The 22,532-nt window shown below is 43.9% G+C and carries 29 protein-coding genes; 9 read left to right on the top strand and 20 right to left on the bottom strand.

Annotation, left to right across the window (positions count from 1 at the left end; translation table 11 throughout):
- Positions 1-9: 9 nt before the first annotated feature.
- From B2U97_RS13280 to B2U97_RS13325, 10 genes are all read right to left on the bottom strand, one after another.
- Positions 10-297 carry a potassium channel family protein gene (locus B2U97_RS13280; RefSeq protein WP_286822741.1) on the bottom strand — a complete coding sequence of 96 codons (288 nt, stop codon included), beginning with the start codon at positions 295-297 and terminating at the stop codon, positions 10-12.
- A 108-nt stretch (positions 298-405) separates the two neighbouring features.
- Positions 406-534, bottom strand: a complete 129-nt coding sequence (locus B2U97_RS13285) for a hypothetical protein (protein WP_286822740.1) — start codon at positions 532-534, stop codon at positions 406-408.
- A gap of 150 nt (positions 535-684) precedes the next feature.
- Entirely contained in the window at positions 685-1,128 is a 444-nt protein-coding gene (locus B2U97_RS13290) for a hypothetical protein (protein ID WP_286822739.1), read from the bottom strand.
- 66 nt (positions 1,129-1,194) lie between these two features.
- A complete protein-coding gene (locus tag B2U97_RS13295) occupies positions 1,195-1,755 on the bottom strand; it encodes a hypothetical protein (RefSeq protein WP_286822738.1) in 561 nt (186 codons plus the stop codon).
- Between the two features lie 87 nt (positions 1,756-1,842).
- Positions 1,843-2,370 (bottom strand): hypothetical protein, encoded by a 528-nt coding sequence (locus tag B2U97_RS13300; RefSeq protein WP_286822737.1) that lies wholly within the window; start codon positions 2,368-2,370, stop codon positions 1,843-1,845.
- Positions 2,371-2,450: 80 nt separating this feature from the next.
- Positions 2,451-3,200: a helix-turn-helix domain-containing protein gene (locus B2U97_RS13305; RefSeq protein WP_286822736.1), complete on the bottom strand. Its 750-nt coding sequence runs from the start codon at positions 3,198-3,200 to the stop codon at positions 2,451-2,453.
- Positions 3,201-3,320: 120 nt separating this feature from the next.
- Positions 3,321-4,091, bottom strand: coding sequence for a hypothetical protein (locus tag B2U97_RS13310; RefSeq protein ID WP_286822735.1), 771 nt, complete (start codon positions 4,089-4,091; stop codon positions 3,321-3,323).
- Between the two features lie 132 nt (positions 4,092-4,223).
- Positions 4,224-4,886, bottom strand: a complete 663-nt coding sequence (locus B2U97_RS13315) for a hypothetical protein (protein WP_286822734.1) — start codon at positions 4,884-4,886, stop codon at positions 4,224-4,226.
- Positions 4,887-5,149: 263 nt separating this feature from the next.
- Positions 5,150-6,175: an IS110 family transposase gene (locus B2U97_RS13320; protein ID WP_286822733.1), complete on the bottom strand. Its 1,026-nt coding sequence runs from the start codon at positions 6,173-6,175 to the stop codon at positions 5,150-5,152.
- A gap of 346 nt (positions 6,176-6,521) precedes the next feature.
- The gene (locus B2U97_RS13325; RefSeq protein WP_286830576.1) at positions 6,522-7,298 is read right to left on the bottom strand and encodes a DUF5677 domain-containing protein; all 777 of its coding nucleotides are present in this window, start codon (positions 7,296-7,298) and stop codon (positions 6,522-6,524) included.
- A 503-nt stretch (positions 7,299-7,801) separates the two neighbouring features.
- Here B2U97_RS13325 and B2U97_RS13330 point away from each other — a divergent pair.
- Positions 7,802-8,518 (top strand): hypothetical protein, encoded by a 717-nt coding sequence (locus B2U97_RS13330; protein WP_286822731.1) that lies wholly within the window; start codon positions 7,802-7,804, stop codon positions 8,516-8,518.
- 159 nt (positions 8,519-8,677) lie between these two features.
- Here B2U97_RS13330 and B2U97_RS13335 read toward each other — a convergent pair whose 3' ends face one another.
- Positions 8,678-10,894, bottom strand: coding sequence for an endonuclease (locus tag B2U97_RS13335; RefSeq protein WP_286830578.1), 2,217 nt, complete (start codon positions 10,892-10,894; stop codon positions 8,678-8,680).
- 280 nt (positions 10,895-11,174) lie between these two features.
- Complete coding sequence (locus B2U97_RS13340; RefSeq protein WP_286822728.1) at positions 11,175-11,954, bottom strand: hypothetical protein; 780 nt, start codon at positions 11,952-11,954, stop codon at positions 11,175-11,177.
- A 146-nt stretch (positions 11,955-12,100) separates the two neighbouring features.
- Here B2U97_RS13340 and B2U97_RS13345 point away from each other — a divergent pair, with 146 nt between their 5' ends.
- The 3 genes from B2U97_RS13345 (at position 12,101) to B2U97_RS13355 (ending at position 15,033) form a co-directional block, all read left to right on the top strand.
- Positions 12,101-13,456: a hypothetical protein gene (locus tag B2U97_RS13345; RefSeq protein ID WP_286822727.1), complete on the top strand. Its 1,356-nt coding sequence runs from the start codon at positions 12,101-12,103 to the stop codon at positions 13,454-13,456.
- A 248-nt stretch (positions 13,457-13,704) separates the two neighbouring features.
- Positions 13,705-14,364, top strand: coding sequence for an inovirus Gp2 family protein (locus tag B2U97_RS13350; RefSeq protein ID WP_286822726.1), 660 nt, complete (start codon positions 13,705-13,707; stop codon positions 14,362-14,364).
- A 165-nt stretch (positions 14,365-14,529) separates the two neighbouring features.
- Positions 14,530-15,033: a hypothetical protein gene (locus B2U97_RS13355; protein ID WP_286822725.1), complete on the top strand. Its 504-nt coding sequence runs from the start codon at positions 14,530-14,532 to the stop codon at positions 15,031-15,033.
- A gap of 37 nt (positions 15,034-15,070) precedes the next feature.
- Here B2U97_RS13355 and B2U97_RS13360 read toward each other — a convergent pair whose 3' ends face one another.
- The 3 genes from B2U97_RS13360 to B2U97_RS13370 all read right to left on the bottom strand — a co-directional run bounded on the left by B2U97_RS13360 (position 15,071) and on the right by B2U97_RS13370 (position 16,695).
- Positions 15,071-15,631, bottom strand: coding sequence for a tyrosine-type recombinase/integrase (locus B2U97_RS13360; RefSeq protein ID WP_286822724.1), 561 nt, complete (start codon positions 15,629-15,631; stop codon positions 15,071-15,073).
- Positions 15,632-15,741: 110 nt separating this feature from the next.
- Positions 15,742-16,179, bottom strand: a complete 438-nt coding sequence (locus B2U97_RS13365) for a hypothetical protein (protein ID WP_286822723.1) — start codon at positions 16,177-16,179, stop codon at positions 15,742-15,744.
- Positions 16,180-16,218: 39 nt separating this feature from the next.
- A complete protein-coding gene (locus B2U97_RS13370; protein WP_286822722.1) occupies positions 16,219-16,695 on the bottom strand; it encodes a JAB domain-containing protein in 477 nt (158 codons plus the stop codon).
- Positions 16,696-16,843: 148 nt separating this feature from the next.
- On the opposite strand from B2U97_RS13370, the gene B2U97_RS13375 reads away from it, so the two are divergent.
- Positions 16,844-17,416 (top strand): death-on-curing protein, encoded by a 573-nt coding sequence (locus tag B2U97_RS13375; protein ID WP_286822721.1) that lies wholly within the window; start codon positions 16,844-16,846, stop codon positions 17,414-17,416.
- A 46-nt stretch (positions 17,417-17,462) separates the two neighbouring features.
- Here B2U97_RS13375 and B2U97_RS13380 read toward each other — a convergent pair whose 3' ends face one another.
- Together B2U97_RS13380 and B2U97_RS13385 are read right to left on the bottom strand one after the other, a co-directional pair.
- Positions 17,463-17,921, bottom strand: coding sequence for a JAB domain-containing protein (locus tag B2U97_RS13380; protein WP_286822720.1), 459 nt, complete (start codon positions 17,919-17,921; stop codon positions 17,463-17,465).
- Between the two features lie 102 nt (positions 17,922-18,023).
- Positions 18,024-18,368, bottom strand: a complete 345-nt coding sequence (locus B2U97_RS13385; RefSeq protein ID WP_286822719.1) for a hypothetical protein — start codon at positions 18,366-18,368, stop codon at positions 18,024-18,026.
- 224 nt (positions 18,369-18,592) lie between these two features.
- On the opposite strand from B2U97_RS13385, the gene B2U97_RS13390 reads away from it, so the two are divergent.
- The gene (locus B2U97_RS13390; RefSeq protein WP_110013356.1) at positions 18,593-18,805 is read left to right on the top strand and encodes an AlpA family transcriptional regulator; all 213 of its coding nucleotides are present in this window, start codon (positions 18,593-18,595) and stop codon (positions 18,803-18,805) included.
- A gap of 103 nt (positions 18,806-18,908) precedes the next feature.
- Here the strand turns inward: B2U97_RS13390 and B2U97_RS13395 are convergent, their stop codons facing one another.
- Together B2U97_RS13395 and B2U97_RS13400 are read right to left on the bottom strand one after the other, a co-directional pair.
- Positions 18,909-19,259 carry a hypothetical protein gene (locus B2U97_RS13395; RefSeq protein WP_286822718.1) on the bottom strand — a complete coding sequence of 117 codons (351 nt, stop codon included), beginning with the start codon at positions 19,257-19,259 and terminating at the stop codon, positions 18,909-18,911.
- Between the two features lie 137 nt (positions 19,260-19,396).
- A complete protein-coding gene (locus B2U97_RS13400) occupies positions 19,397-19,747 on the bottom strand; it encodes a LytR/AlgR family response regulator transcription factor (protein WP_286822717.1) in 351 nt (116 codons plus the stop codon).
- A gap of 632 nt (positions 19,748-20,379) precedes the next feature.
- Between B2U97_RS13400 and B2U97_RS13405 the strand changes: the two genes are divergently transcribed.
- Positions 20,380-21,267, top strand: coding sequence for a cation diffusion facilitator family transporter (locus tag B2U97_RS13405; RefSeq protein ID WP_286822716.1), 888 nt, complete (start codon positions 20,380-20,382; stop codon positions 21,265-21,267).
- Between the two features lie 2 nt (positions 21,268-21,269).
- Positions 21,270-21,605, top strand: a complete 336-nt coding sequence (locus B2U97_RS13410; protein ID WP_006956209.1) for a YnfA family protein — start codon at positions 21,270-21,272, stop codon at positions 21,603-21,605.
- 48 nt (positions 21,606-21,653) lie between these two features.
- Here the strand turns inward: B2U97_RS13410 and merR are convergent, their stop codons facing one another.
- Positions 21,654-22,097 (bottom strand): Hg(II)-responsive transcriptional regulator, encoded by a 444-nt coding sequence (gene merR / locus B2U97_RS13415; protein WP_054490603.1) that lies wholly within the window; start codon positions 22,095-22,097, stop codon positions 21,654-21,656.
- 74 nt (positions 22,098-22,171) lie between these two features.
- Between merR and merT the strand changes: the two genes are divergently transcribed.
- Positions 22,172-22,522: a mercuric ion transporter MerT gene (gene merT, locus B2U97_RS13420; RefSeq protein ID WP_105307079.1), complete on the top strand. Its 351-nt coding sequence runs from the start codon at positions 22,172-22,174 to the stop codon at positions 22,520-22,522.
- The last annotated feature ends 10 nt before the right edge of the window (positions 22,523-22,532 follow it).

Raw genomic sequence — 22,532 nt, forward strand, 5'->3', positions numbered from 1 at the left:
ACGGTGCAGCTATGCTGCGTCCTTGTGATTTGACTCGTTAGAGTTTACTGCTTCTTCTTTGACATAGCTCACTGCTGAAGAAAACAGCATTACGATATAAGCCATGCTCATAATTATTTGTGACATTACTACTAATTTTGCGATGGCACTTTTCGGTGTTATGTCTCCAAAACCGATAGTAGATGAATTAACCAAAGAAAAATACACTCCATCAATAAATCCTAGATTACCTATAGAAAAAGCGTCAGGTGAAATGGTGGATATGAGCATATAGATCACACCGTATCCATATACCATAAAGAGATATGAAAGAAATGCAGAAAACAGAACTGAAAAGCCATTTTGCTTTTTAGCCCCTTCTTGGCTTATGTCTGGAGTTATTTGCAGACACTTTTTAGCATATTTTTAAAACTCTTGAGCTTTGACCTTGGCAACCTCAGAATGAAGTTTAACTTCAGCTGTAGCAAGAAGTTTCTGGAGTCGAGCTATTTCCCTTTTTTGTTCTGCCACTACTTTGTTTGTAATAGCTAACATCGTATTTTTTCTTCCAAGGCTGACTCTCCTTTTGCAGGGCTATAAGGCTGCCATCTCTATCATCTCAATAACCGGCGCACGCTTCCTGCACGCCCGACGGCGAAAGCGCGTAGCTGATTGACTTATTATGTGGCGTTTGCACAAAACACCTTACTCGAGTACATAAACCGCAATACCACTTAATCTAGTATAAGCATCACCACGATTTACACTTGTAGCTTTACCTGTCGCAAATTCGCTACCACTAGTTCCTGTTGATGTAGCAGAGCCATAGCTAGTGGTGACACTTGGCGCATCTCGTTCGTCTATTTTCGTAAGAATCAATCCATTTGCTCCAACTTTCGCCGCTTCTTCTTTTAAGCGTTGAATAGTTTCGTTCATTAAAGTGCTACTTTTCTTAAAGTCATGTCCTGCGCTTGCAGAAACAATTGCGATCTCCTCAAAGTTATCGGGCTTAGCTCTATAGACGTGAACTTCACTGGGTGATATAGCAGGACGAGTATTACCAGTGATAGTTGCATTGCCATCCATGACTGTACAACCCGACATTGCTATAACCGCAAATACCGTAACAAAGGTAAAAACAGTTCTCATGATTTTCTCCTAAATTTACTAAGCCTCATAACGCCTAGCGAATCAGCGCGACAAGTACGAGTGCCATTATTTGGCAGCGGATTTAAGTGCCTTGAAGAATGCATCTTGTCCAGGTGCACCCTGGTCGTTATACAGAGCTTTATCCATGAGATTTGACCATGTATGAATGACATACCCACCATAGTCTTTTTCTTCAACCAAATCCCTAAGTGTATTTGCGCCAAGCATCTTTTTAGCTATTTCAGTTGCAGCAGACTTCGTAATTCGAATTTGTTCCCGATACTTTGTCACGTAAGACTTACTTTTGAATTTAACAGGGACACCAACTACGACAATTTCCTCATACGGGGTATGTAAAAACGTTTTATACACACCATACAGAATGTCCCGGCGGGTACTGGCTCGAATCACATCAGGTAAGTCGCCAGGAAATATCTGAGTCGAAAACTGGATTGTTGGTGGAGTGCCGAAATCAAGAACCTTAAAGGTGCCATTTTCTTGGCTGTAATCATTTTTGTCGCTGATCATTGCACGTATCGAATCATACCGTTTGAGTTCAGCAGAATTAGCTGGCGATACTACGAACGCGACAACAAATGCCGCAATGATTAAGTTTGTAAATTTCATATAAAACTCTTCTGTCTGCTGGCGGTTCCTCGCTCACAACAGCGGCGATGCGACGTCCCGGCCCGTAGGGTCACTGCTCGTGTTTGTTTAAGCATTTGACCTACCTCTTTCAAGGGCTTCAACAATTGGACGAGGCGTCTTCGTTACATAGATAATAAATATCGTCTCAATGTCGGCCAATGCGAGCGATCCCTTGTATCCAGACTCAACGTACGGGACTACCATCTCGGAAGGAGAATTTTCTGCTTTCCAATTTTCCCAAGAAATAAGTTTGTTCTCGGCTTCTTTACTAAGGATAAACACAACCATCTCTCCATTCTTCCCCGCAGCAGTTAACGGGTGACACCTGCCTGCATATTGGTCGAATTTATCCTGTGGCACGTTCCTATAATCGAATACTGATACACAGCTTCTATTCCGAAAGAACGAATTTGAAGACGAAGCAAACGACGTTTCATAAATACCATCTGGATTCGGAGATATACAGCCTGTTCTCAATATTCCCGGATAGTTGGCTCCTTTGGTTACGTGAAAAGCTTTGCCAAGCAACCTAGCCAACAAATCAGGATAAGTTGATTCAGATATTTCAATACTCGACGTTACGCACGTAGCCATATATTCTCACTAACGCTTGCAGTTGTGGCGGGCACGAAACGCGGCGTAGTGCATATCCGACAACCTGCACTGGTTAGAAATCATGTGTCAAGCTCACGCTCAATACGTGTTCTTTTTCGCTCTATCTGCTCTTCAATGAAGCCATAATATTCGCTGAGCGAGGGGCCAAAGAATTCCTCTATCATAGCTTGGGAGGTACCAAACACTCCTGTTCCCGTTTCTTTCCTAGATTGATACAAAACTTTCAGCTGCTCCAGGTGCTCTCGCAAATCGAGAGTATGGCTTGAGGAATAACCACTCTCGACCCTCAGATTAATGAGGTGTTCTAATTGCTCATGGTTTGCCTCGATAGACTCCGTGCCTTCTCGAATATACGCAACATTACTTTTGATATCGGTTCCACTTTTGGAGGCCAAGAACGGCAAATGTTTTTCAGCGTACTCAACGATCACTACTTGGAATTTTTTCCCTTTAATTGCGGTATACTCTGCATCTTCAAAAGCGAAATCAATAACGTCGTAGCTCAGACTTGAAGGTAGATACTTTTTAACCGCTTTCACGATTTCGACTTTATCGGTTAATTTATCCAAGCCGGATGGCTCCAGCGTGCCATCGTCATGTTGCTTTATTCCTACAACTATCGCTCCACCGCCACTATTAGCTATGCCGAGAATATGTTTCGCAATTTTATTCAGATCTGGCCATTGTGCTTTGAAGTCCAGATAATCCGTTTCTCCAACGCCCTGCTGGATCAAGTCACGGAAACTTTCTCTTGTTGGTTGCTCGAAAAAGCGAGCAAAACCCTCGTGATGAGTTTTTGATAATTTCATAACGTTCCTTGATTTCTAACGCAACCTTAAGCGGTGAGTAATCGTTGGCTAAAATGTGAAGCAAAGCGGAAATGGGCCAACTATTACGAATCCGACTTTAAGGCCGTGTTACATGCCGACTTATTTGCTCCATTCTCGTGCACCGCTAATATTTGACATAACATCGTCAAAATCAAAATTTGGATCCACATTTCCGGAGAACTCGCCTCGATTACCGTCATATATAAAATTAGGGCAATCACAATCATCAGCGCCTTCTCCACAGTCCATACATTCGGGGTTACAAGCATCTATCATGCGGTCAATTGCATCATGTGGCTCGTAATCATACTCAAAATGGCCATAGCCTGTGCTCCCACATATCCGACCATTTATAAAGTCATCGATATCATTTGTAGTTTGAAGGCCGCAGTTAAAAATTGCAGCAATTGGCCTTAAAACTACCCTTGAATAATCAAATTTATAGTCAGGCATATTGAAAAATATTTTACCGCTCTCAGGCTTAAGACTGTGAAAAGATAATTCTCCATATTTTTCTACAAGCCTTTTGTAGCGATCTTTATCAAGTTCAACATGTTTGAATGAGTTATTCACTGCATCCAACAATGTGAATTTGTTGTTGATGTGTTGGCAACCATCGACGGCATATCTATCGTCAAATTCTTTAATGAATGAGCCTCTTGTAGTGTTTGTCATTTTCTTTGCGATGAATAACATATAATCAATGGCATGAGCCAAAATAGCATTAAATGAGTAAACATGGTGAAGCTTGACTTTGTTATCGCTTAACTGGCTAAAAAACTCACCTGATGCAGGAATCAGAACATCGTTTATGTAAGAAATAAAGTACCTTGCATCCTCTTCATTCGACTTTTCATTGTACCTATCCATCCTCAGCCTCCTTAAGACATGTAACGCCCAGCGCAGACGCAGTCAGAACGGAGCATCTTTTGTGCTAATGTTTGAGCAACAGCGAGTAACACAAAAGGTGCGAAGTTTTGGTTGTCTTGCTGCCGCTGCTTGTTAAGACAGGTAATCAGAAAGAAACCGCTGAACATCTTTAATCATGTCTACGACATCTGCTTCCGTGAACTCTGTCCATTTCCCATGGGCAGCACTATTCCTAATATCCGCTATGGCCGTAATTCGTTTCTGTTGCAGCCTAGTATAGATTCCGATCTTTGCTAGCCCAGCATTCATTTGATCTAATTTTCCGTGAGGTATTGCGGGCGATTGCTTATCGCACAAATCTCGCAAAGATGTTTCTAGAACGACACCCGCTACTACAGCAGCAGGGCCTTTGTAGCCCTGGCCAAGAAGCTCAGAAGCTTGGTCTAGTTCACTGTCGAATAATTCTGCCTGCACTAAGCTCCGAATCGATGCGAGGTGTCCTCCTTGGAAATCGCTACGGGCTGCGGCGAAAATTGGTTTTAATCTTTTGAGTATTTCGTAATTTGAATCGAATTGTTGCGGAATTTCTGCTTTACGAAATGCTTTTAGGTGTTCACTGTCGTCTCCGCAAGCTCGGGATATTAGACTTTTAGCCTTTATGAGCCACTCATCGAATTTTTCGTTATCGACCGAGGAATAGTTACCGTAACCTGAGCGGTCTTGAACTTTCCTCGCTTCAATTTGATCTATCTCGATAGCTAGCTCATCAAATCTACTTGAATGCTTATTAATCAAACCTACCTCCTTGGTAAATGAAAGCCTTAACATCCATGGACGCTCCCACTGTGCAAGTAAAATATCGAAGCCAAAAGGAATGTGTTGCAGCCATCTATCCGGGCTCTCAATGCCGATTATTCGACGGCCCCTGACGGTATTCGCGAACTGGGCCTAATCATTTGAACGCTCTTTTTAGAGCTATGTTAGGTTCAGGTTTACCCAGTGACGATGTCATCTCTTTGCCTTCTACTTTTTACCTGCGCAACACGGTTGCGAGCTGTTTAACAGGAGTATGACTCCTGATACTTTGTTCCTTTACTCAATAACGCCCAGACAATTCTTGCTAATTTATTGGCCAGCGCCACTATCACAACATTCTTATGTCGTCGGCAGAGTAGATCTCTGAGCCACTGACTCACGGCTCGCTTCGGATTCAAGTGACGGATAACCGCTCTGGCACCGTGTATCAACATACTGCGTAGGTTACTATCACCGCGCTTACTGATGCCCTGCAATTTGCTTTTACCGCCACTCGAATGCTGTTTAGGTACAAGACCTAACCAGGCAGCGAACGCTCTGCCGTTACTAAAACTCTTAATATCACCGAGACTGGCCACCAGCGCAGACGCCGTTAACGGGCCAATACCCGGCACTTCACCCAGCCTTTTACAATCTTCCGCGCTACTGGAGTTTCCGTGAATTTCTGACTCCAGAAGCGCTATATGCTCATCCGTTTCCCAAAGCCTAGAAACCATCACATGAATATGCCGTCGCAATAGCCCGGGGAGTTGTGATTCAACGGCGCCGTATTCTTCTTTAAGCCAACTCCTGAACTTATGAAGCCCGACTGGTGCTATCACGCCGAACTCACCCATCATTGCACACAACCGGTTAACCAGCGATGTTCGATCCCGAACCAATCCTCGTCTGTCACGATGCAGAAGCATAAGAGCTTGCTGTTCAACTGACTTTATCGCAACAAAGCGCATGCTGGGGCGTACGACAGCTTCACAAATAGCATCCGCATCGGTTGCGTCGTTTTTATTCGTCTTCACATAAGGCTTAACGTACTGCGGCGGCATAAGTTTAACTTCATGCCCTAACTGCTCTATCTCTCTCCCCCAATAGTGAGAACTACTGCATGCCTCCATCCCGACAACACATTTGGGAATATTAGGCAGCATAGGTAAAAGCTTAGCCCTACTAACCGAACGGTTGAACAAGCGCTTACCCGAATCATTTGCAGCGCAGACCTGAAACACGTTCTTAGCTAAATCAATTCCAATTACCGATATAACTTTGTCCATTTCGCTCTCCTCAAAACCCTGTTCTTAACAGAACAAGTTTAGTGGACTTTTAGAGGGGAGCGTCCATACCATTATTTATATACTGTGCATGCGCACTTTGTAACTCGTTCAATTGATAGCTGCCAGTTCTTAAGTTACTGAGCAAACGAACATTCCTACCTTGAAATGTTCTGAATAAGCTAAAGCAATTTGAGCATGCTCAGTTACATTCTACCGAGCGCACAATATCTAACCTTATTAATATGCTTTCAAAAATGTCTGCTCTTCGCTCATTGCTGACCTTCGATTTTGTACTAAAAGCGCACGCCAACGTCGCATTCAGCGGATCGTCCGCTGCGATACTTTGCTAGCTGGATTCAACACTGCGTCGAGTTATTTCGTTTGCGAGATCTATAGTCCAATTATAGATATTCAAACTGTCTGTAATAAAGTGTAGTGCTCGCGCGCACGACATTCTTGCAGCGTCATATAAGTGAAAGCTTCCTTGTGAAGTAGGAATATAATGAGTCTCAGGCACATAATTATGAAAAACACTTGTTTGGGATGGGTGAACCCATTCACTAAGTGCGTCATATACAATTTCGAACTGACTTTCTTTTTCTTTCGTATGCGCCATCTCATCTTTATATAGATCGCGCAAAGCATTCATGACATGTTCACTTCCCGCAAGCATGTTTTCAAATCTGTGCTTTGCCTGATCTGTAAACATATAGTCATTTGGGTCAAAAATGCCTTTTCGGATCTTTTCCTGTTCAGTTTCTTTTAATCTAGAGCTGTTTATAAACCCAATTGTTAAATCTAAGGCATCTTCTACACTTTCACTTCCAGTTTTGTTTTTCAATACCTTAGAAATTTTCTTTGATAGCAGCTTGGAAAAGGCATAGGTTTCAATCATGCCTCTGCTTATGATGCAAGCCGACGGAATACGATCGTTTTCAAGCAATAGAATAGAATCATCAAATATATCTATTTGCCTATTTAGCAAGCAGTTGGCGTAATTTGAGAGATAAAGGCCTTTATTTGAAGAGCTCGTATTCCCCACAATGGTTCCTGGCTCCTTTGTTAACGACGCTCTAGCCAACCGTGCATCTCTCAAGCTTTCTTCGATAACTTCATCAAACAAATTATTCTTCCTTAATATTCCTGATGCACTATCACCGTAGCTAAAATTTGTATATTGCACCTGCGCACTTTGTAACTCATTCAATTGATAGGTACTGACTTTTAAGTTATTGAGTTAACTAAGATTACGCCCCTAAAACGTTCGGAATATGTGATGGCAATATGAGTATACTGAGTTTACAATACCTAACTTTTGTTTTTAGCTATTCCATTGATAATAAACGGCTTAATTGCACAATACAATAACTAAACGCGCGATATTGCAGGTTCTCGAACGAGTATATAATGTTACAGTGCAAGAGGTTTTATCTACCTCTTTGAAAGGAACTAAAGTCACGAACTTCAGGGGTGAAGATGTATATGATGAGCAGGAAATCAAATTGCTTCAGGTATTTAATGAATTTATTCATAATCGTGAGCCGAGCGTTAAGCTACCAAGGAATATTTAAGTCGACTCGCTGAAAAGCGGGACTGAATCAGAAAATTTAAGATGGTGTATTGGTTGTGAAAAATTATCCAACGTTTAGAAAAGTCTGTTTCGCCATGTTGTTGGCTGTTGCTATTGGTGCGGGCACGGTAATAGTGGTGGCGGCGTCTTACTTTTATAACTTCTCTGGCGGGTTCTCAGATGCCAACTCAGACTGGGGAGATTTCGGAAGTTTCTTTGGCGGAACAGTTGGACCTGTGGTTGCTTTCCTGTCTTTTTTGGCTTTGGTTATAACCTTGCTTCTTCAGTACTCCTCCTTGCTTGAGACAAGAGCGGAGGTGGAACAAAATAATATTTCTAGCGCAAGGTCTGACTTTCTTCGTCGGTTTGAATTAGAGGAGAAGAGCTTGGAAGTTTTGGTTATAGATATTGTGAAAGCTCTTCTTTTTTATATTACTAACGCAGACGATAGCGTCAAAGGCAAAAAAAAATATAAAAAAATGCTCAAAGAGTATTCAAATGGTGAACGCAATGTATTCTTGAATTATCTCAAGAGGTTTTTGGTCACCGATACCAATAAAGATGATATTAAGAAGCTGTTCGACTATGCAGATAGCACATACAGTCTCCCACTTGAACAATACGTTCAAAGATTTGACGCAATGTTGGAGGAGGCGCGCAATCAAGGCATGGATATTTATAACCTTATACGGTGGCGTGCTTCAGCAAAACTATTTGACATATTGAAACGTCGATATGACCAGGAACTAAAGCAAAATCGTTCATCTAGCTAGTGTTTTATCTGGCAAGCCTAACCAATGATGCCAAGGGACGCCACTGCTTGCTGGACTTAATGCCCGCTCCTGACACATAACGGAACCAACCATAAGCAAATTGGGCTAAAGGAGCGCAGCGTAGAGCTACGCCCTTTGTTTAAAGTTTAAGTTCAATGGTTAGTAGCCAAACGACTGGCCACTATTTACCAAGCCTTCGGTATTCTGGCCAGGGAACTGCCAGGTGAAGTCTGCGTATTCAACGCCAGAGCCGGACAATTGTAATGAGTGCCCAACTGCTGTGCTCGCTGACTCAGAAACACCGATATCTTCAGACACCTGCCCTTTAGCTGCGCCATCTTTCGCGCGAATAGAGCCCTCGTAACTGATAAACTGTACAACCTGATCTTGTGCATCGACCAGCGCTATACCATCAGGAGAGCCGTTTTGTAGACCCGTAAAGGCGCTTGCTAACGTGCCAAAACCATTTTGCTGGTCAGCGATAACACCCGCTAGATTAATGGCTCCATAGACACGCCCATTGCTACCATTATAACCAACCAGACTCCAGCCACTCAGGTCAACGCCTGCAGTACCTGCAACCTCAATGAACTCACCACTATCGCTGCCGTCATTGTCGTAATGAAATTCATTAATCCAAACCACCGGGTCGGCAGGTAAGTTAGGGTTCACGAAGGCTTGGTCAGTATTAACGGAGCCAGCACTGGCCGACTGTGGCATTTGCCAGTTAAAGTCTGTGTATTGGCTACCGGTGCCTGTCAGCTGCAGAGAGAAGCCAATTGGCGTAGAAGACGATTCCTCAACACCGATATTCTCTGATGCCGTGCCTGCCGCAGCACCGTCCGTTGCCGTAAAGCTGCCTTCGTAACTTAAGAATTGAACCACGTTGCCGTTCGCATCAATTAACGCAATACCATCGGGAGATCCATTCTGTAAGCCACTAATCGCATAGCTTTGTGTACCAAACCCGTTGCTTTGCTCCGGTAAAGTACCGATTAAAGATTCAGTATGGTAAGCACCGCCACCATTACCGTTGTAAGCAACCAATTGCCAACCACTTAGATCAGTGCCAGCAGTACCGGCAACCTCAACAAACTCACCTGTATCACCACCATCGTTGTCGTAGTGAATTTCATTGATCCAGACTGAGCCTCCGGTAGAGTCTCCGCCCTCGGCTATAGCTGATACCTCACCACTATAAGCTGATTCATTAGCAGAGGTATCAATAGCAGTCACGACATAAAAATAGGTAGTACCTGCCGTTGCCGAGCTATCATCAAAGTTCGCGGTGGTCACTAAGTTACTATTGAGCCGAGTATAGCCTGTTCCCGAGTTAGTGCTGCGATAGACATTATAACCCGCTAAGTCAGCTTCGCTGTTAGCGTTCCAGGTTAGAGTAACGTAACCGCTGCCAGCTGATGCACTTAAGTAAGTCGGTGCACTCGGCGCTGTCGTGTCGCCCGTCCCACCACCATCACTGCCACTGCATACGCTTTGGAATACGCAGTCAACGTATTCCGGATGATCGATAAACGGGTTTCGGTTGCCTTGTTGAGCATAAATAGCGTCGTTACGGCGGCGCTCAAAATCATCCACTGGATCTTCGCTGTGCCACTGTAATAGCACCGATTTTAATCCCATATAAGCCACCGAGATGTTGGTACCTTGATTGGATTGATCGATTAAATTACGGTCGTCAGTAAGGATCAAGTCAGGTTCGCTATAACCGGTTACGCCATGGTTTCCGCCATCATAGCGTACCGCCATATACATCAACGCACGGGCAACATCACCGCGACGACCAGACCAGGTTTCCCATGTTCCCGCCGAATAAGAACCGCCTGTCCAGTTTGATTGGCTTGAACTGCCTCCGCGATTATTGTTGTACTCCGTTGGCTTTTCCGAACAAGCCGATGAGCAATTTGCGTAAGGCTTGTTGCTGCGGCTGGAGTTATAACCGCTATCCGAAATAAATAAGTGGTGAGCATCGGTATAGGGGTAATTAGAGCTGCCATCCGAAGGAAAGCCATAGGACTTTGGCCAGCTGTGCTCACGATTATAATAGCTGTTACCACCGCCCTGCTTGATGTAGCTAGCATTTCGATAAACATCGATCACATTGTTGGGGTTATCCGGATCTTCATCGGCTGCTTCTAGTATATCCCAGGTGTCGGTACTGCTTGAGGTGTAGGGGAAGCGTTGGTGGTCATCAATAATAGTGTGAAGTGACTGGCGCAAGGTTTGGGCATTACTTTGGTCGACGTTATTGTAATAGCCCGTTGGAGGCTCTGCACTACTTGAAAATGAAACGGCAAATAAACACGATAGAGTCGTTAATGTTCGGGTCAGGTTGCCTAGGGTAGACGAGTTTTTCATCGAGATACCTATTTTGTTTTTTATAAATTCTTGGTGTGTACATCAAGTGTTTATCGCAACGTTTGTACGAAAACGCGTACAATTTAATCAGGTTTAGATTAATGTTGCATGACAGTTGTGAAAAAGAAGTTAAATGAATTTGCTGAAAAGGGTTTGCGAGTTGCCACCTATTGTTTCGATATTTAAAAGCAATAGGTGGAATGGACCGGGAATCATCGACGATATCGGCTAAAAGTTCATCTAAACGCTTCGACCAAATAGCAATGAAGCATACTTACCGTTATTCTGGCTTCTCAGTATCGTCATTCTTTGTCGAGGAACTATTTTCGGCTGCAATCCGCTTATGCCCTTCCTCCAACGCATTTCGCTGTCTATGATTTTTAAGATATTCATCCACGGACATACCGAAACTAGCACCAAACAACATATCGAGAGCCTCCTCCAGTCTCTCAATCCTTTTGCGGGTATTCTGCTTAGCGAACTTCCCTTCCCTTTCCCTCCTAAGCTTCTTGTTTTCCTCCAAAAGGTTCTCATACTGTTCTCGCACGCGCTTTTTCACTGCAGGCTCAAAGCTCTCACTCAAATCAAGTAATTCAATCAGAGCGTCCTTGTTGGTAGCTTCGTAATCAAGGCGATGCTTGAAGTCTTCGAACCTGTCTTTGTCCCGCCGACTCACTGAAATAGGTATGACGACTATCTTATCCCCTTCCGCCTTATTTTCCTCTTTGACTCTATCTCTAATCGCTCTCCTTCCTCGTTTCCAATAAGAATTTAGGTCTAAACTTCTTTCAGGAATGCCTAATAAAACAGCAACCTTTTCACATGTAAGCAATTGACCATTGTCAACTGGACCATGTAAATCGACATGCGAGCGGGTCGGATATTTATCGAGAAAGAGCTCGAGCCAACGATAAAAAAGGATGCGATTTTTAGGACTTACAAAGCTAAATTCTTCGGCAACGTGCTGGTCGATCAAATCGAATTTTTCATCTTCGCTATCAAAATTCAGATCTATTTCCTCTGCCGCAACTCGCTCGATGGATTTCGATTTTCGACTCATGTATCTCTCCCGATTTCTTCTATTAGCCAACCAACGACGACTAAAAAAACATATGTGACCATATACAGATAACGAACAACATCAAAGTGACATTTGACAGAATCTGGCTTAAGGTATACCTAATAACAACAACATCGATGTCATTTATGAATGATCACAAGTCAGTATCCGTGTTAACGGACGAGTATCCCATATCTCTAAAGGCAAAACACCTGCTCGTAAATTTAATCGAGTGGACCAACAAAAATAATCACCGTCACTTTGTTTTGACGACGGAAAAGCGCGAGGAAAACCTGCAGTTAAAGAGTAGCGACATCGGCGTATATGTAAAAAATAACTACCATGCGGAATTAACTGAGTTAGTCACGAAAGAATACCTAGTCACGTCAAACTTATCGAGAGAAAACGGCAGAGTTAGTTTTTCTGTTGCCGATTTAGAAACCGACACATCCAATCACAAACCGCCATTTTCGGAGATAGCGATAAAACTGATAACCTCTAATCGAGACGACACAGCCAACCTTCTGAGTGTCAGCCAAGATAAGCTAGATGATACCGAGAACTTTAAAGTCGTAAGCAAAGGACAAGCGCAGAAAAGTAATGCGATTGGTGCGGTTCGGTTTATGCGTCCGCAACAAATAACTTTTGGAACCCTTCTTTGCCTAGCCAGTGAATATGGAATAATTAAGACCGAGCATGGTGAACTTGCTTCATTGTTAGGTATTAAGACCAAAACGCTGAGGAACCATCTTTCACAATTTCGCAAGCTAGGCCTACTATCAGAGCAAGTCGGGGGATTCGTTGGAAGCGGCTTAATGGGCAAAGCGAAATCAACCTTGATTCTAAAGCCCGACATCGTCGTCAAAAACTATGAGTTAGATGGCCTTAATACCGAGATCATCCTGTTCGACAACCCTGTAAGACAAACAGTATCCTTGATGCTCGATCTCGCAGGCCTTACTAGCAGCAGCCAAAGGCTAACTGCTCTTAGAGAACTATCCAAGCAACACGGCATTAAACTCGGTATACCGAAAGAGTTAAGGAATAACGACTTTGCCGTCCTGCGCAAGTTATTTAAGGCCAAGACTCACCTTGGAGATCGGCCCTACAAACACCTCTGTATCTTAATTGAAGCAATCGTTATAGATGAATTAAAACACTCTGGCTTTCCCCATTCAGACTCGGCAGAGTCAAAAGATCATGCCTTGAATACGACACCAGAGAATCAATACGCTTTGCTCTTAAATGAAATTTCCAAAGTTATAACTGGCCCACTGACTAAAAGTATAGAGTGTAACGATACCAATACAATACATAAGGCGATCAGCAGCTTTATGGCTAGCGCGGCAATTGGCCTACTTTATGAAATTCAAAGCGCAGTGATAAACAGCCAGCCGTTCTCAGACAAACCTAGTGACGAACTGAGACAAAAAAAATTCATGCTATACCCTGCCAGTAAGAACTTCTTTTCTTCATCACAAAAGTTGTTAGTTGTCGGTTGAGTATTCCTTGCCATTGCAGTTAAAACTATTGATATTTAATCAGAACCACAATGTGCGTGTCTTCGCATGGCCTCACACGCCATACTGGGGTAAATTACTCTGCAGGATGTATGTAATAATTAATATATTTAGAGAGTAACTGTATAAGCCACTAGAGCAGCATCAAAGCTGCTCATTAAACAATGCCAATAAAGTTTTACATGGCTGACTACTTGTATGACACATAACCAATCATACGAGGAATAGTCATGAACAGAAGACCCCCTGATAATACAAACCTTAGGTTGACCTACGAGAGTTTCTACAACGGTTTAAGAGTCTACAACTATAAAGGGCCCTTAGCTATTAACTACCTTGAGTCAATTGAGCAAGTTCTAGCAAAGGCGATGGATGATTACGCAAGGGTCCTTGTAGTACGCTTTGACTTAAGGTTCCCTATAACTGCTGAGTATGCATCTGAATCAAACTCCATTACTCGGTTTTTCGAAGCATTAAAATACCAATTTGCAACAGACAGCAAACGACGTTTAAGTAGCTATAACCGTGTCCATCCTTGTACCATTCGATATGTTTGGTGTCTAGAGCAAGAAGGTTCTGAGAAGCCGCATTACCACGTTGCCTTGGTTCTCAACGAAAGTTACTTTGGAAGACTCGGTAAGTACAGCGGCAGCGAAACTAGTTTGGCTTGTTTTATCAAGAGAGCCTGGGCAAGTGCGTTAAAGCTAAATATTTCCGAATTGGCTGGCGGTGTGCACTTCGTAAATAACGCCAGCTACCACTTGCTGCGAAATGAGGGACGAGCTTCAATGTCTTACCAGGATGCGTTTTATCGCCTCAGTTATTTTGCAAAACTTAAGAGCAAACATTACGGAGATAGCAGAAAATCATTCAACTGTAGTAGAAATTAGTAAAGTCTGGACTAGGTACTAAAGATTTCAGTGACAGCATAGGGTGGAGTATTAAACCACCATAATTGAAAAACGCCTCTAGAGAGATGGTTAAACAAACGATAAGCTAATGCCACTAAACCCAAGTACCAACAACTATTGCAAAGTTAAACAATTGGGGGCTCAATGCAAATAGTTTTCACCACTCTAGCAATTTTCTCTCTAATAGCTGCTGTCACTGTCGTTATTTACAACGTATCATCCGCAGTGCCCCTTGCTCTAGCCCTCAGCTTTATATTTCCTTTCATTGCGCTTATCCATGCGAAATGGACTAGGTCGACTAAAGGGATAGCACTAATTCTCTTCGGAGTTTTTTGGTCTAGTGTTTTTGCTGATGGATTGAAGCAACTACTCCTCAACAGGGAGCTATTTACTCAGTACTCTGGAATTTTCATGCTGTTACAAAGTTTAGCTATCTACTCTTGTGCTGGTGCAGGGGGAGGAGTGCTAGCTTCTTATGCGGATCAGTTCTCTAAAGATGGAGAAAGAGCCGATATAAAACTTATAGACAATTCCGGAAAGTTTAAGCATTTATCAAAGCAAATCGAGTCATTAAGAAAACGCTTTACGATAGTATTATGGTTTCTCTCTATAATTCTTGCGATACAATTACTCCTCTTTTTAAATTAATACTCGATGAAGAAAAAGAGTGCGGGTATATACCGCACTAAATTTCCAGCTCAACAAAGTCCCTATCAACGTCTTCCTGCGTAATACCAATGTAGCGCAAGGTAACCGCCTCATTACTGTGCCTAAGCATCTTCATAACCCGTGCAAGGTCATTGGTGTTTTTGTAGAGGTGGTAACCTCGCGTTTTACGCATTGAGTGCGTTCCCAGGTCTAACCCTACTTCTTCACCAATCATTGAGATTGCACGATTCACATACCGGCTGCTCAATGGCCTGGGTGACTGATTAAGTGACCAGCGGTTCCGATAGGACTGAAACAGGTAAGCATGGTCAGGATGCTCCGAACCTATCCGTTCAATAATCGTTCTAGCTTTTTCGTTGAGCTTGATACTTGCTACCTTACCGGTTTTGCTTTCCCTGAGGACTAATCTATCCCCTTGGATATCGCTAAACCGAATTGACAGTAAGTCAGAAATACGTAAAGCTAAGTTTAATCCAACGTTCCAGATATCAGCTATCTGCTGACCGTAGGTTTTTCGAAGAAGATGGCCAATAAGCTTCACCTGGTCCAAGTCCTTCACTGCTTGTACTTCAGCCATGGTTAAGTTTCCTTATTTTTCTATGCTTTAAAAATCACGACATTCCGTTTTAAAGCCCTCGTTATACAAGGGCTGTAGTGTCGTTAATAGACTAGAAACGGAACAGCTTTTTAAGGTCCCGTTCTAGACGAAAAGCTTTGGTTAAATAATCGTACACCAGCCTCTTCCAAAGCCGCTCTAACGCTCTCAACAACGTCAGGCTCTATCGACAGGCCATTGGCATAGACACCTTTGTCGAACGTTAAAACAGCTCCGTACGCTTTCGCTTTGGACGCTGCCCGCTTTATGCCGTCACTATCAACCGCAGAGTCATCACTGATGTGGTGACGGATTTGGTAGGACGTGATGACATAGCCCCGCTCATCGAGCAGGAGCAGGCCCAGTGGGCTTGCTGACATAGCGTTAGGAAAGTCTGACTCTGACCGTAAGCATCCAGTGTTTTGCTGGCGCTCTCGCAATTGCGGTAAAAGTGCCAGTGCTGTTATTGCTGCCTTAATTCCCAGCACTACCCACTTTCTAGATGCCGGTGTCTTAAATATTGCCGCCATAAAGCTTTACTCCAGTATTTGGTTACAAGTCAATTAGCGCTAAAGAAGACCGCGCTCAGAGAATGACACGCACTCTTTGCCGACAACGATGTGATCTTTCACTTCAACGTCTATAACAGCCAAGGCCTTTTGCAGGCGCTCAGTCAGGCGGATATCCGCATTCGAAGGCTCGGGTTCTCCTGATGGATGGTTGTGCGACAGTACGAGTGAAGACGCTTTAGTTTCCAGGGCGGCTCGAACCACTTCCCGTGGGTACACACTGGCCGCATTGATGGTGCCGTAGAACAGCTCGCGGTACTCGATGAAGTGTCCCGTTTCATCCAGGAAGATGATGCTGAATACCTCACGCTCGTAGTGCGCCAGCTTATACGTCAGGAAGTCCTTAATGACGTTCGGGTTGTAAGGCTCTTGGCCTCGTAAGTGACGCTCTTCCAGGATCTGACTGGCGCGATGAAAAACGTCTCGCTCAGCTTCATTGTTGGCTGATGAGTAACAGCCTTTATCAAGTGTGTGCATTGTTAACCTCCTAATTTGGTAAATGCACAGCAGTGATATAGGTCTGAAATCTGATGGGCTCTTAACTATCGCAATAAAACATTACGGCTCCGACCGATGCTTTGAAAGCAAGCACGATCAATCAACACAACAGAAACTTGGAGTCATCATGTATAACCCTTTTACCTTTGACGCAAAGCATATCGAACTCATCCACAATCACTTTCACGACGACCCTTACTACATTAAAAGGGATGCGTTGGAGTCTGCAGTAAAACAAGCGTCCAACGAAATTTGGAATAACCCGACATATGGAGCTTTTGAAGCGGCTGGCGTTTACGCGTACCAGCTCATTCGCTCAAACGCTTTTGGTAGACAAAGCGGTGATACGGCTTTGGTCTGCGCCCTGCTTTTCCTTAGGCTCTACGGTCACGGTTTTGTCTGTACACAGCAGTACCTTTACAATTTCGTAGAGCGACACGCAGACCATGAAACTTTAGCTATCTGCCTTTCCGGTGCTTATGCAGGAGCTGAAAGCTATGTTGAGTCTCTCCATCTTCAACGGCCTCATGTGCCTATGGACATTGCTGATATAGCTCTCGATGAAGACATGGCTGTGTCGCTTACTGCCGCTATAAAAATGGCTTATGACGTAAACGGAGACTACGGGGCTTGCCAAAAAATAAAGAAGACGTGGTTAGGTGGTCGCAGAAAGCGTTGGGTCAGATTGGTCGATTTATAAAACTCAGGATGCAAAACGGCTGTACCCTAGCAGTACAGCCGCCCAGTCATAGTAGCCCCCGCTCAGCAAGCGAGACGACCTCATCAGTTACGAGCATGCAGTCCAGTAGTGCTACGTCAATCAGGTTCAGGGCCGACTTAAGTGTTGATAACTCATGCTCTTTGCCAGAGTGACTCAGCTCTTTAGAAGGTGAGAAGTAACTGACAATAACAGCGGCAGCATTAACCTTGAGAACTTCGCGGTACACCATTGAAGCTGCCAGTTCTTCACCCTCTTCAAACTCAACGTTGTCTATGAGTCGGTGTTGGCTATCGAGTAGCAGTAAACCCGCAACTTCTGTTGAGCACTGCTGATAGTTCCCCTGGACGAATTCTTTAACCATTGAAGGCTCGGTAAAGCCTTCTCCCTGTTTAAATCGTGACTGGATTAGGAGATGCGCTTTGCTCAACAACTCTCGCTCTGAGTTGAACAAAACGCTCTTATCATTTTGTATTTGCTTGTGCATATCGATTCCTTAAGTATTAACGTATCAATGCACAGCGGTAATATAGGTTTCAAATTCGACTGGATGAATAACACTAGGGAGCCCTTAAGCTCCCAGAGCACTTTAGTAATTGACGACGGTTGAACCACTACCAGTTACCACTTCAATCTCAGTCAGCGAGCAGTCATCGTAGATTTTAAGCTCAATAGATTCACCGTACTTCAGATCGGTTGGTAGGTATGGCTTTCTTGAGTAAGGCGTTTTATCACTGTAGTCGCAGTTCCCGCGATTAACCAACATATCTTCCACCGTTACCTGCTCTTCAATTGATGTAATCTCAATTACGAAGTACGTGCCACCTGTATGCCGGTTGGTATGCTCCCAAGCCTCAATACTTACTTGAGGATCCGGATCGCTACACGCAGCTAAAAGTCCAGCAAACAATGCAATAGATAATGCCCTTTTCATGACTAGCTCCTTTCAGTCATTGGAATAAACGTTAGCCCAGATTTCCACATGCCTAATTAGTGCAGGGTTGTTTGTGATCAGACGGACAAAATGAAGGGCGAGTGCGTGCTTAAAGACAACGAACTAATTAATGCTCGAGCTTAAGGCGAGCCGTAAACCAGTCTCAAATAATTTCTTACAGGGTCAACCAATCCCATGAGACAAACTCAGATAGGAGAAAACTCATGAGATTCATTCGTTTAGAAGAAGTCATTAACAAAGTTGGCCTTAGTCGTTCATCCATTTACCGCCGCATAGAAAACGACGGATTCCCCAAACCAGTATTACTTGGCGGCAGAGCTAGTGGCTGGCTAGAAAGTGAAGTCGACGAATGGCTAATGCAATGCCTCAGAAAATCACGTGGTGAGGACACTCACTCAATCACAAACCGTTATTAACAAGCGAATTCCAAAAACGAAATTTAAGAGTGGATAGAGCAACGTATTGCTGAACGCACAATGAACTTGAGTAGACAAAAAATAAAGAGGGCTCCTAGAGCCCTCAGTCGTCCTTTTTCTTGTAGGTAACGGTTAAGGTGCCAGTTACCCGGTTCTTAGCAATTTCATAGTCCGGGTCCCACGTTGCTACGTTGTGTGCGCCCATAAACGCCGCTGAAGCGACACCCCATATTGCCGTTGGACCAAAGAAAGACCCTGCCATTAATGTCTTACGTCCCTTTGAAAAAACTCGGCACTTCATATCGAGTGTCTCAATATGACTTTCCAGCGTCTTGATAACCTCTTTGAAGTGTTTGCGCGGAACCTTCTCGATGACGAAAGACTCGTGGTCACGTAATAACTTCTTCAACTTTACATCAGGTAACTCGCGTACCCCATAAACCCGAACGTCCATTTAACTAATCCTCGATGAATAAACACGAATAGACTCAGACTAGAGGGTTACACACGCTGCAGTAATTGATGGTAATTTGTGACGAGCACTAACGAATAAGGGAGTAAACGGTAGATATTGATGGTGAATATGGAGGGTTAGTCGTCTGATTGCAGACCTAGCTGCATCATTAACAACGATCTGAATTGGGGACCTATAGGAATTTGCTGCCCATCTGACATAATACACTCGGTATAACGCCCTAACTCACTCTGTATGTGCTTCAAGTGTTTTAAATTCACAACATAGCTACGATGAACTTGTACGAAGTATTCAGGCATTTTCCCAAGCATAGACTGCAATGTTGCCCGGTGAAGCAAACGCCCATCCTCAAAGAACAGTTCGACATAATTTCCAGCTGCACGTAGCAAGATAACACTTGGATTCTCAATGAGAGTTATTTTGCCAGGCTCAGTTTTAATGGCTAATAGCCCATGCTCATTAATCATGACCAAAGCCCTGCAAACAACAACTTTCCATACATAAGTATCTGTGCATAGCTTCTCTCCTTAATTATTGGCAATGCACAGCCGTGATATAGGTTTGAAGTTTTGCTGAAAGAAGCTGTTGCCGTTCAGAATTTGGTAAGCCCCCAAATGCTGGATATCCATATCACCCTGTTAATTAGTCCAGTTATTTTGCCCCTATTTTGTCAAACCAAAATTAGAATGGGCTCAAAAGCCGTGAAGCCGTCACTTTGCATGATGAAAGGTCAAATCAAGGTGTCAGGCTGCTGAGTTTTAACTACGCAATTCAAAGTTGGTTCGCGCTTTTAAAGGCAATTGGTCTTATCGCGCCTTTCGATGGCTCGTTCTAGTTTTAACTTCGTGCGTACCACCGTTACATTCGACATTTTGCTCCTTGTTGACAGTTGATAGGTTGCAGGGTTAACTGCCAATAGTTTTTACTCATTTTGATGTAGACAATGAAAACGAGCGAGTACAGGCGCGGGTAGCACATAATTTTCAACGCACTTCGGAGGCACGTTAAATGGATGTTTGGCTGGAGCGCTTAAAGCGTTTTCTAGAAATTATTCGACCTAAAACGTACAACATTATCGCTAGGTAAAGAGGAACGTATTATGGGACATCACCATAACCATGATCACTCAAAGGACATGCCGTCCAACCGATTAGGTTGGGCATTTCTGCTTAACTTTGTTTTTACCATTATTGAGTTCATTGGTGGTTTTCTTACCAACAGTACCGCCATTTTAGCTGATGCCGTTCATGATCTTGGCGATAGCCTGTCGTTAGGTCTCGCGTGGATACTAAATAAACTTGGCAAAAAACAGGCTAACCAACACTTTACCTACGGTTATAAGAGACTGAATCTTGCCGGTGCATTTATTAATGCCGTTGTGTTAATCGCAGGCTCTGCCTGGGTACTTGTGGAAGCAATTCCCAGACTCTGGAACCCTCTGATGCCCGTCGCTGATGGCATGATTGCTTTAGCCGTCGTTGGCATTACAGTTAATGGATTTGCTGCTTACAAATTGTCAGAGGGCAAAACGTTAAACGAACGCGTTATTAACTGGCACTTGCTGGAGGATGTTCTCGGCTGGGTCGCTGTACTTATCGTTGGTATTGTTTTGCTGTTTGTGGATTGGCCAATTCTCGATCCGCTACTGTCGATTGGTTTTACTATGTTTGTTTTAGTGAATGTGCTGCGCAACCTGTGGGCAACGCTGAAACTCTTCATACAAGCAACTCCGGACAAAGAAACCTACAGACAAGTCGCTGACACTTTACTGGAGCTACCTCATGTTGCTGACCTACACCATCTGCATTTTTGGTCACTAGATGGCGAGGAGCATGTATTAACCGTTCATTTGGTGTTAACTGAAAATCTTGATATCGAGGCCCGTAGCAATTTAAAACAGCGCATCGATGACGTCCTTGCGCCCTATGCTTTAAGCCATACAACGGTAGAACTAGAAGATCCTGATGAAGCGTGTAGGGACAACTGATAATGAGTGCATTATTTTTATTGAAAACGCTCGGGTTATTTATTGCAACCGCAATTGCCGAAATTGTCGGTTGCTATTTACCCTACCTATGGCTCAAAGAGGGCCATTCCGTTTGGTTGCTCATTCCGGCAGCAATAAGCTTAGCTTTATTTGCTTACTTATTAACACTTCATCCAGCGGAAAGCGGGCGGGTCTACGCAGCTTATGGTGGTATTTACGTGTTAACTGCCATAGTCTGGCTGCGAATTGTCGATAAATCGCCACTATCCAATTTCGACCTGATTGGCACGACGTTTGTGCTAACCGGTATGGGGATTCTTGTGTATGGCTGGCGTTAGCTATAAAGCAATTCAGTTAAAGAACTCCACTCAAAAGTTTTACACAGACTAGCGCACCTTATGTTTGTCCGTCGTAGCGTCCTCAAACCCATCATTAAGCGACGCCATCAGTGGACAATAGACATCTCCGTGTCCGGCGCTGCATTTTTGCACCAACTCATTCAGCGCTTGTTCAATTTGCTGTAAGTGCGATATCTTTCGACGAACACTGATGAGCTTTTGCTCTCCAAGCTCCCGTGCTTCATCGCAATGAGCGCCATCTTGCAGAGTTAATAGCTCACCAATTTCATCCAGACTAAATCCAAGCCATTGAGACGCGCGAATAAAATGAAGCCGAGCAAGCGCTTGTTCGTCGTAATGTCGAATTCCCCCATACGGCTTCTCCGGCTCGCTCATTAGCCCTCGGCGCTGATAATAGCGCACCGTTTCCACGCCCACGCCGGCTGTTTTGGCCAGCGTGCCAATTGTCATTACGTTGCGTTTTTTTAACATAGCTATTGCTTCCGTAGTGAGGTACGGGCCTAAGATTAACACATTAAAGCAAAATGCCCGAAGGAGTTACTATTATGTCAAATTCAAAATCTGGTCGGGGCTCTCTTCTCGCAGGAGGGATCGCAGCGACTCTGGCATCTGCGTGTTGTCTGGGTCCCCTCATATTACTTGCACTCGGTGTATCCGGGGCCTGGATTGGGAGCCTCACAGCACTTGAGCCTTATCGACCCATTTTTATTGCCATTGCATTGATTGCCATATTCTTTGCCTGGCGTCGAATATACCGGCGTGCTGATGACTGCAACCCTGATGACACCTGCGCAACGCCAAATGCTCGTAAGAGCTACAAAGTGATGTTTTGGCTCGTTGCGGTACTTACTTTAACAGCACTGGCTTACCCCTATGTTGTTCCTTTCTTTTACTAGGAGGCAATAC

The organism is Idiomarina sp. UBA3176, assembly GCF_002364295.1.
Taxonomy (GTDB): Bacteria; Pseudomonadota; Gammaproteobacteria; order Enterobacterales; family Alteromonadaceae; genus Idiomarina; species Idiomarina loihiensis.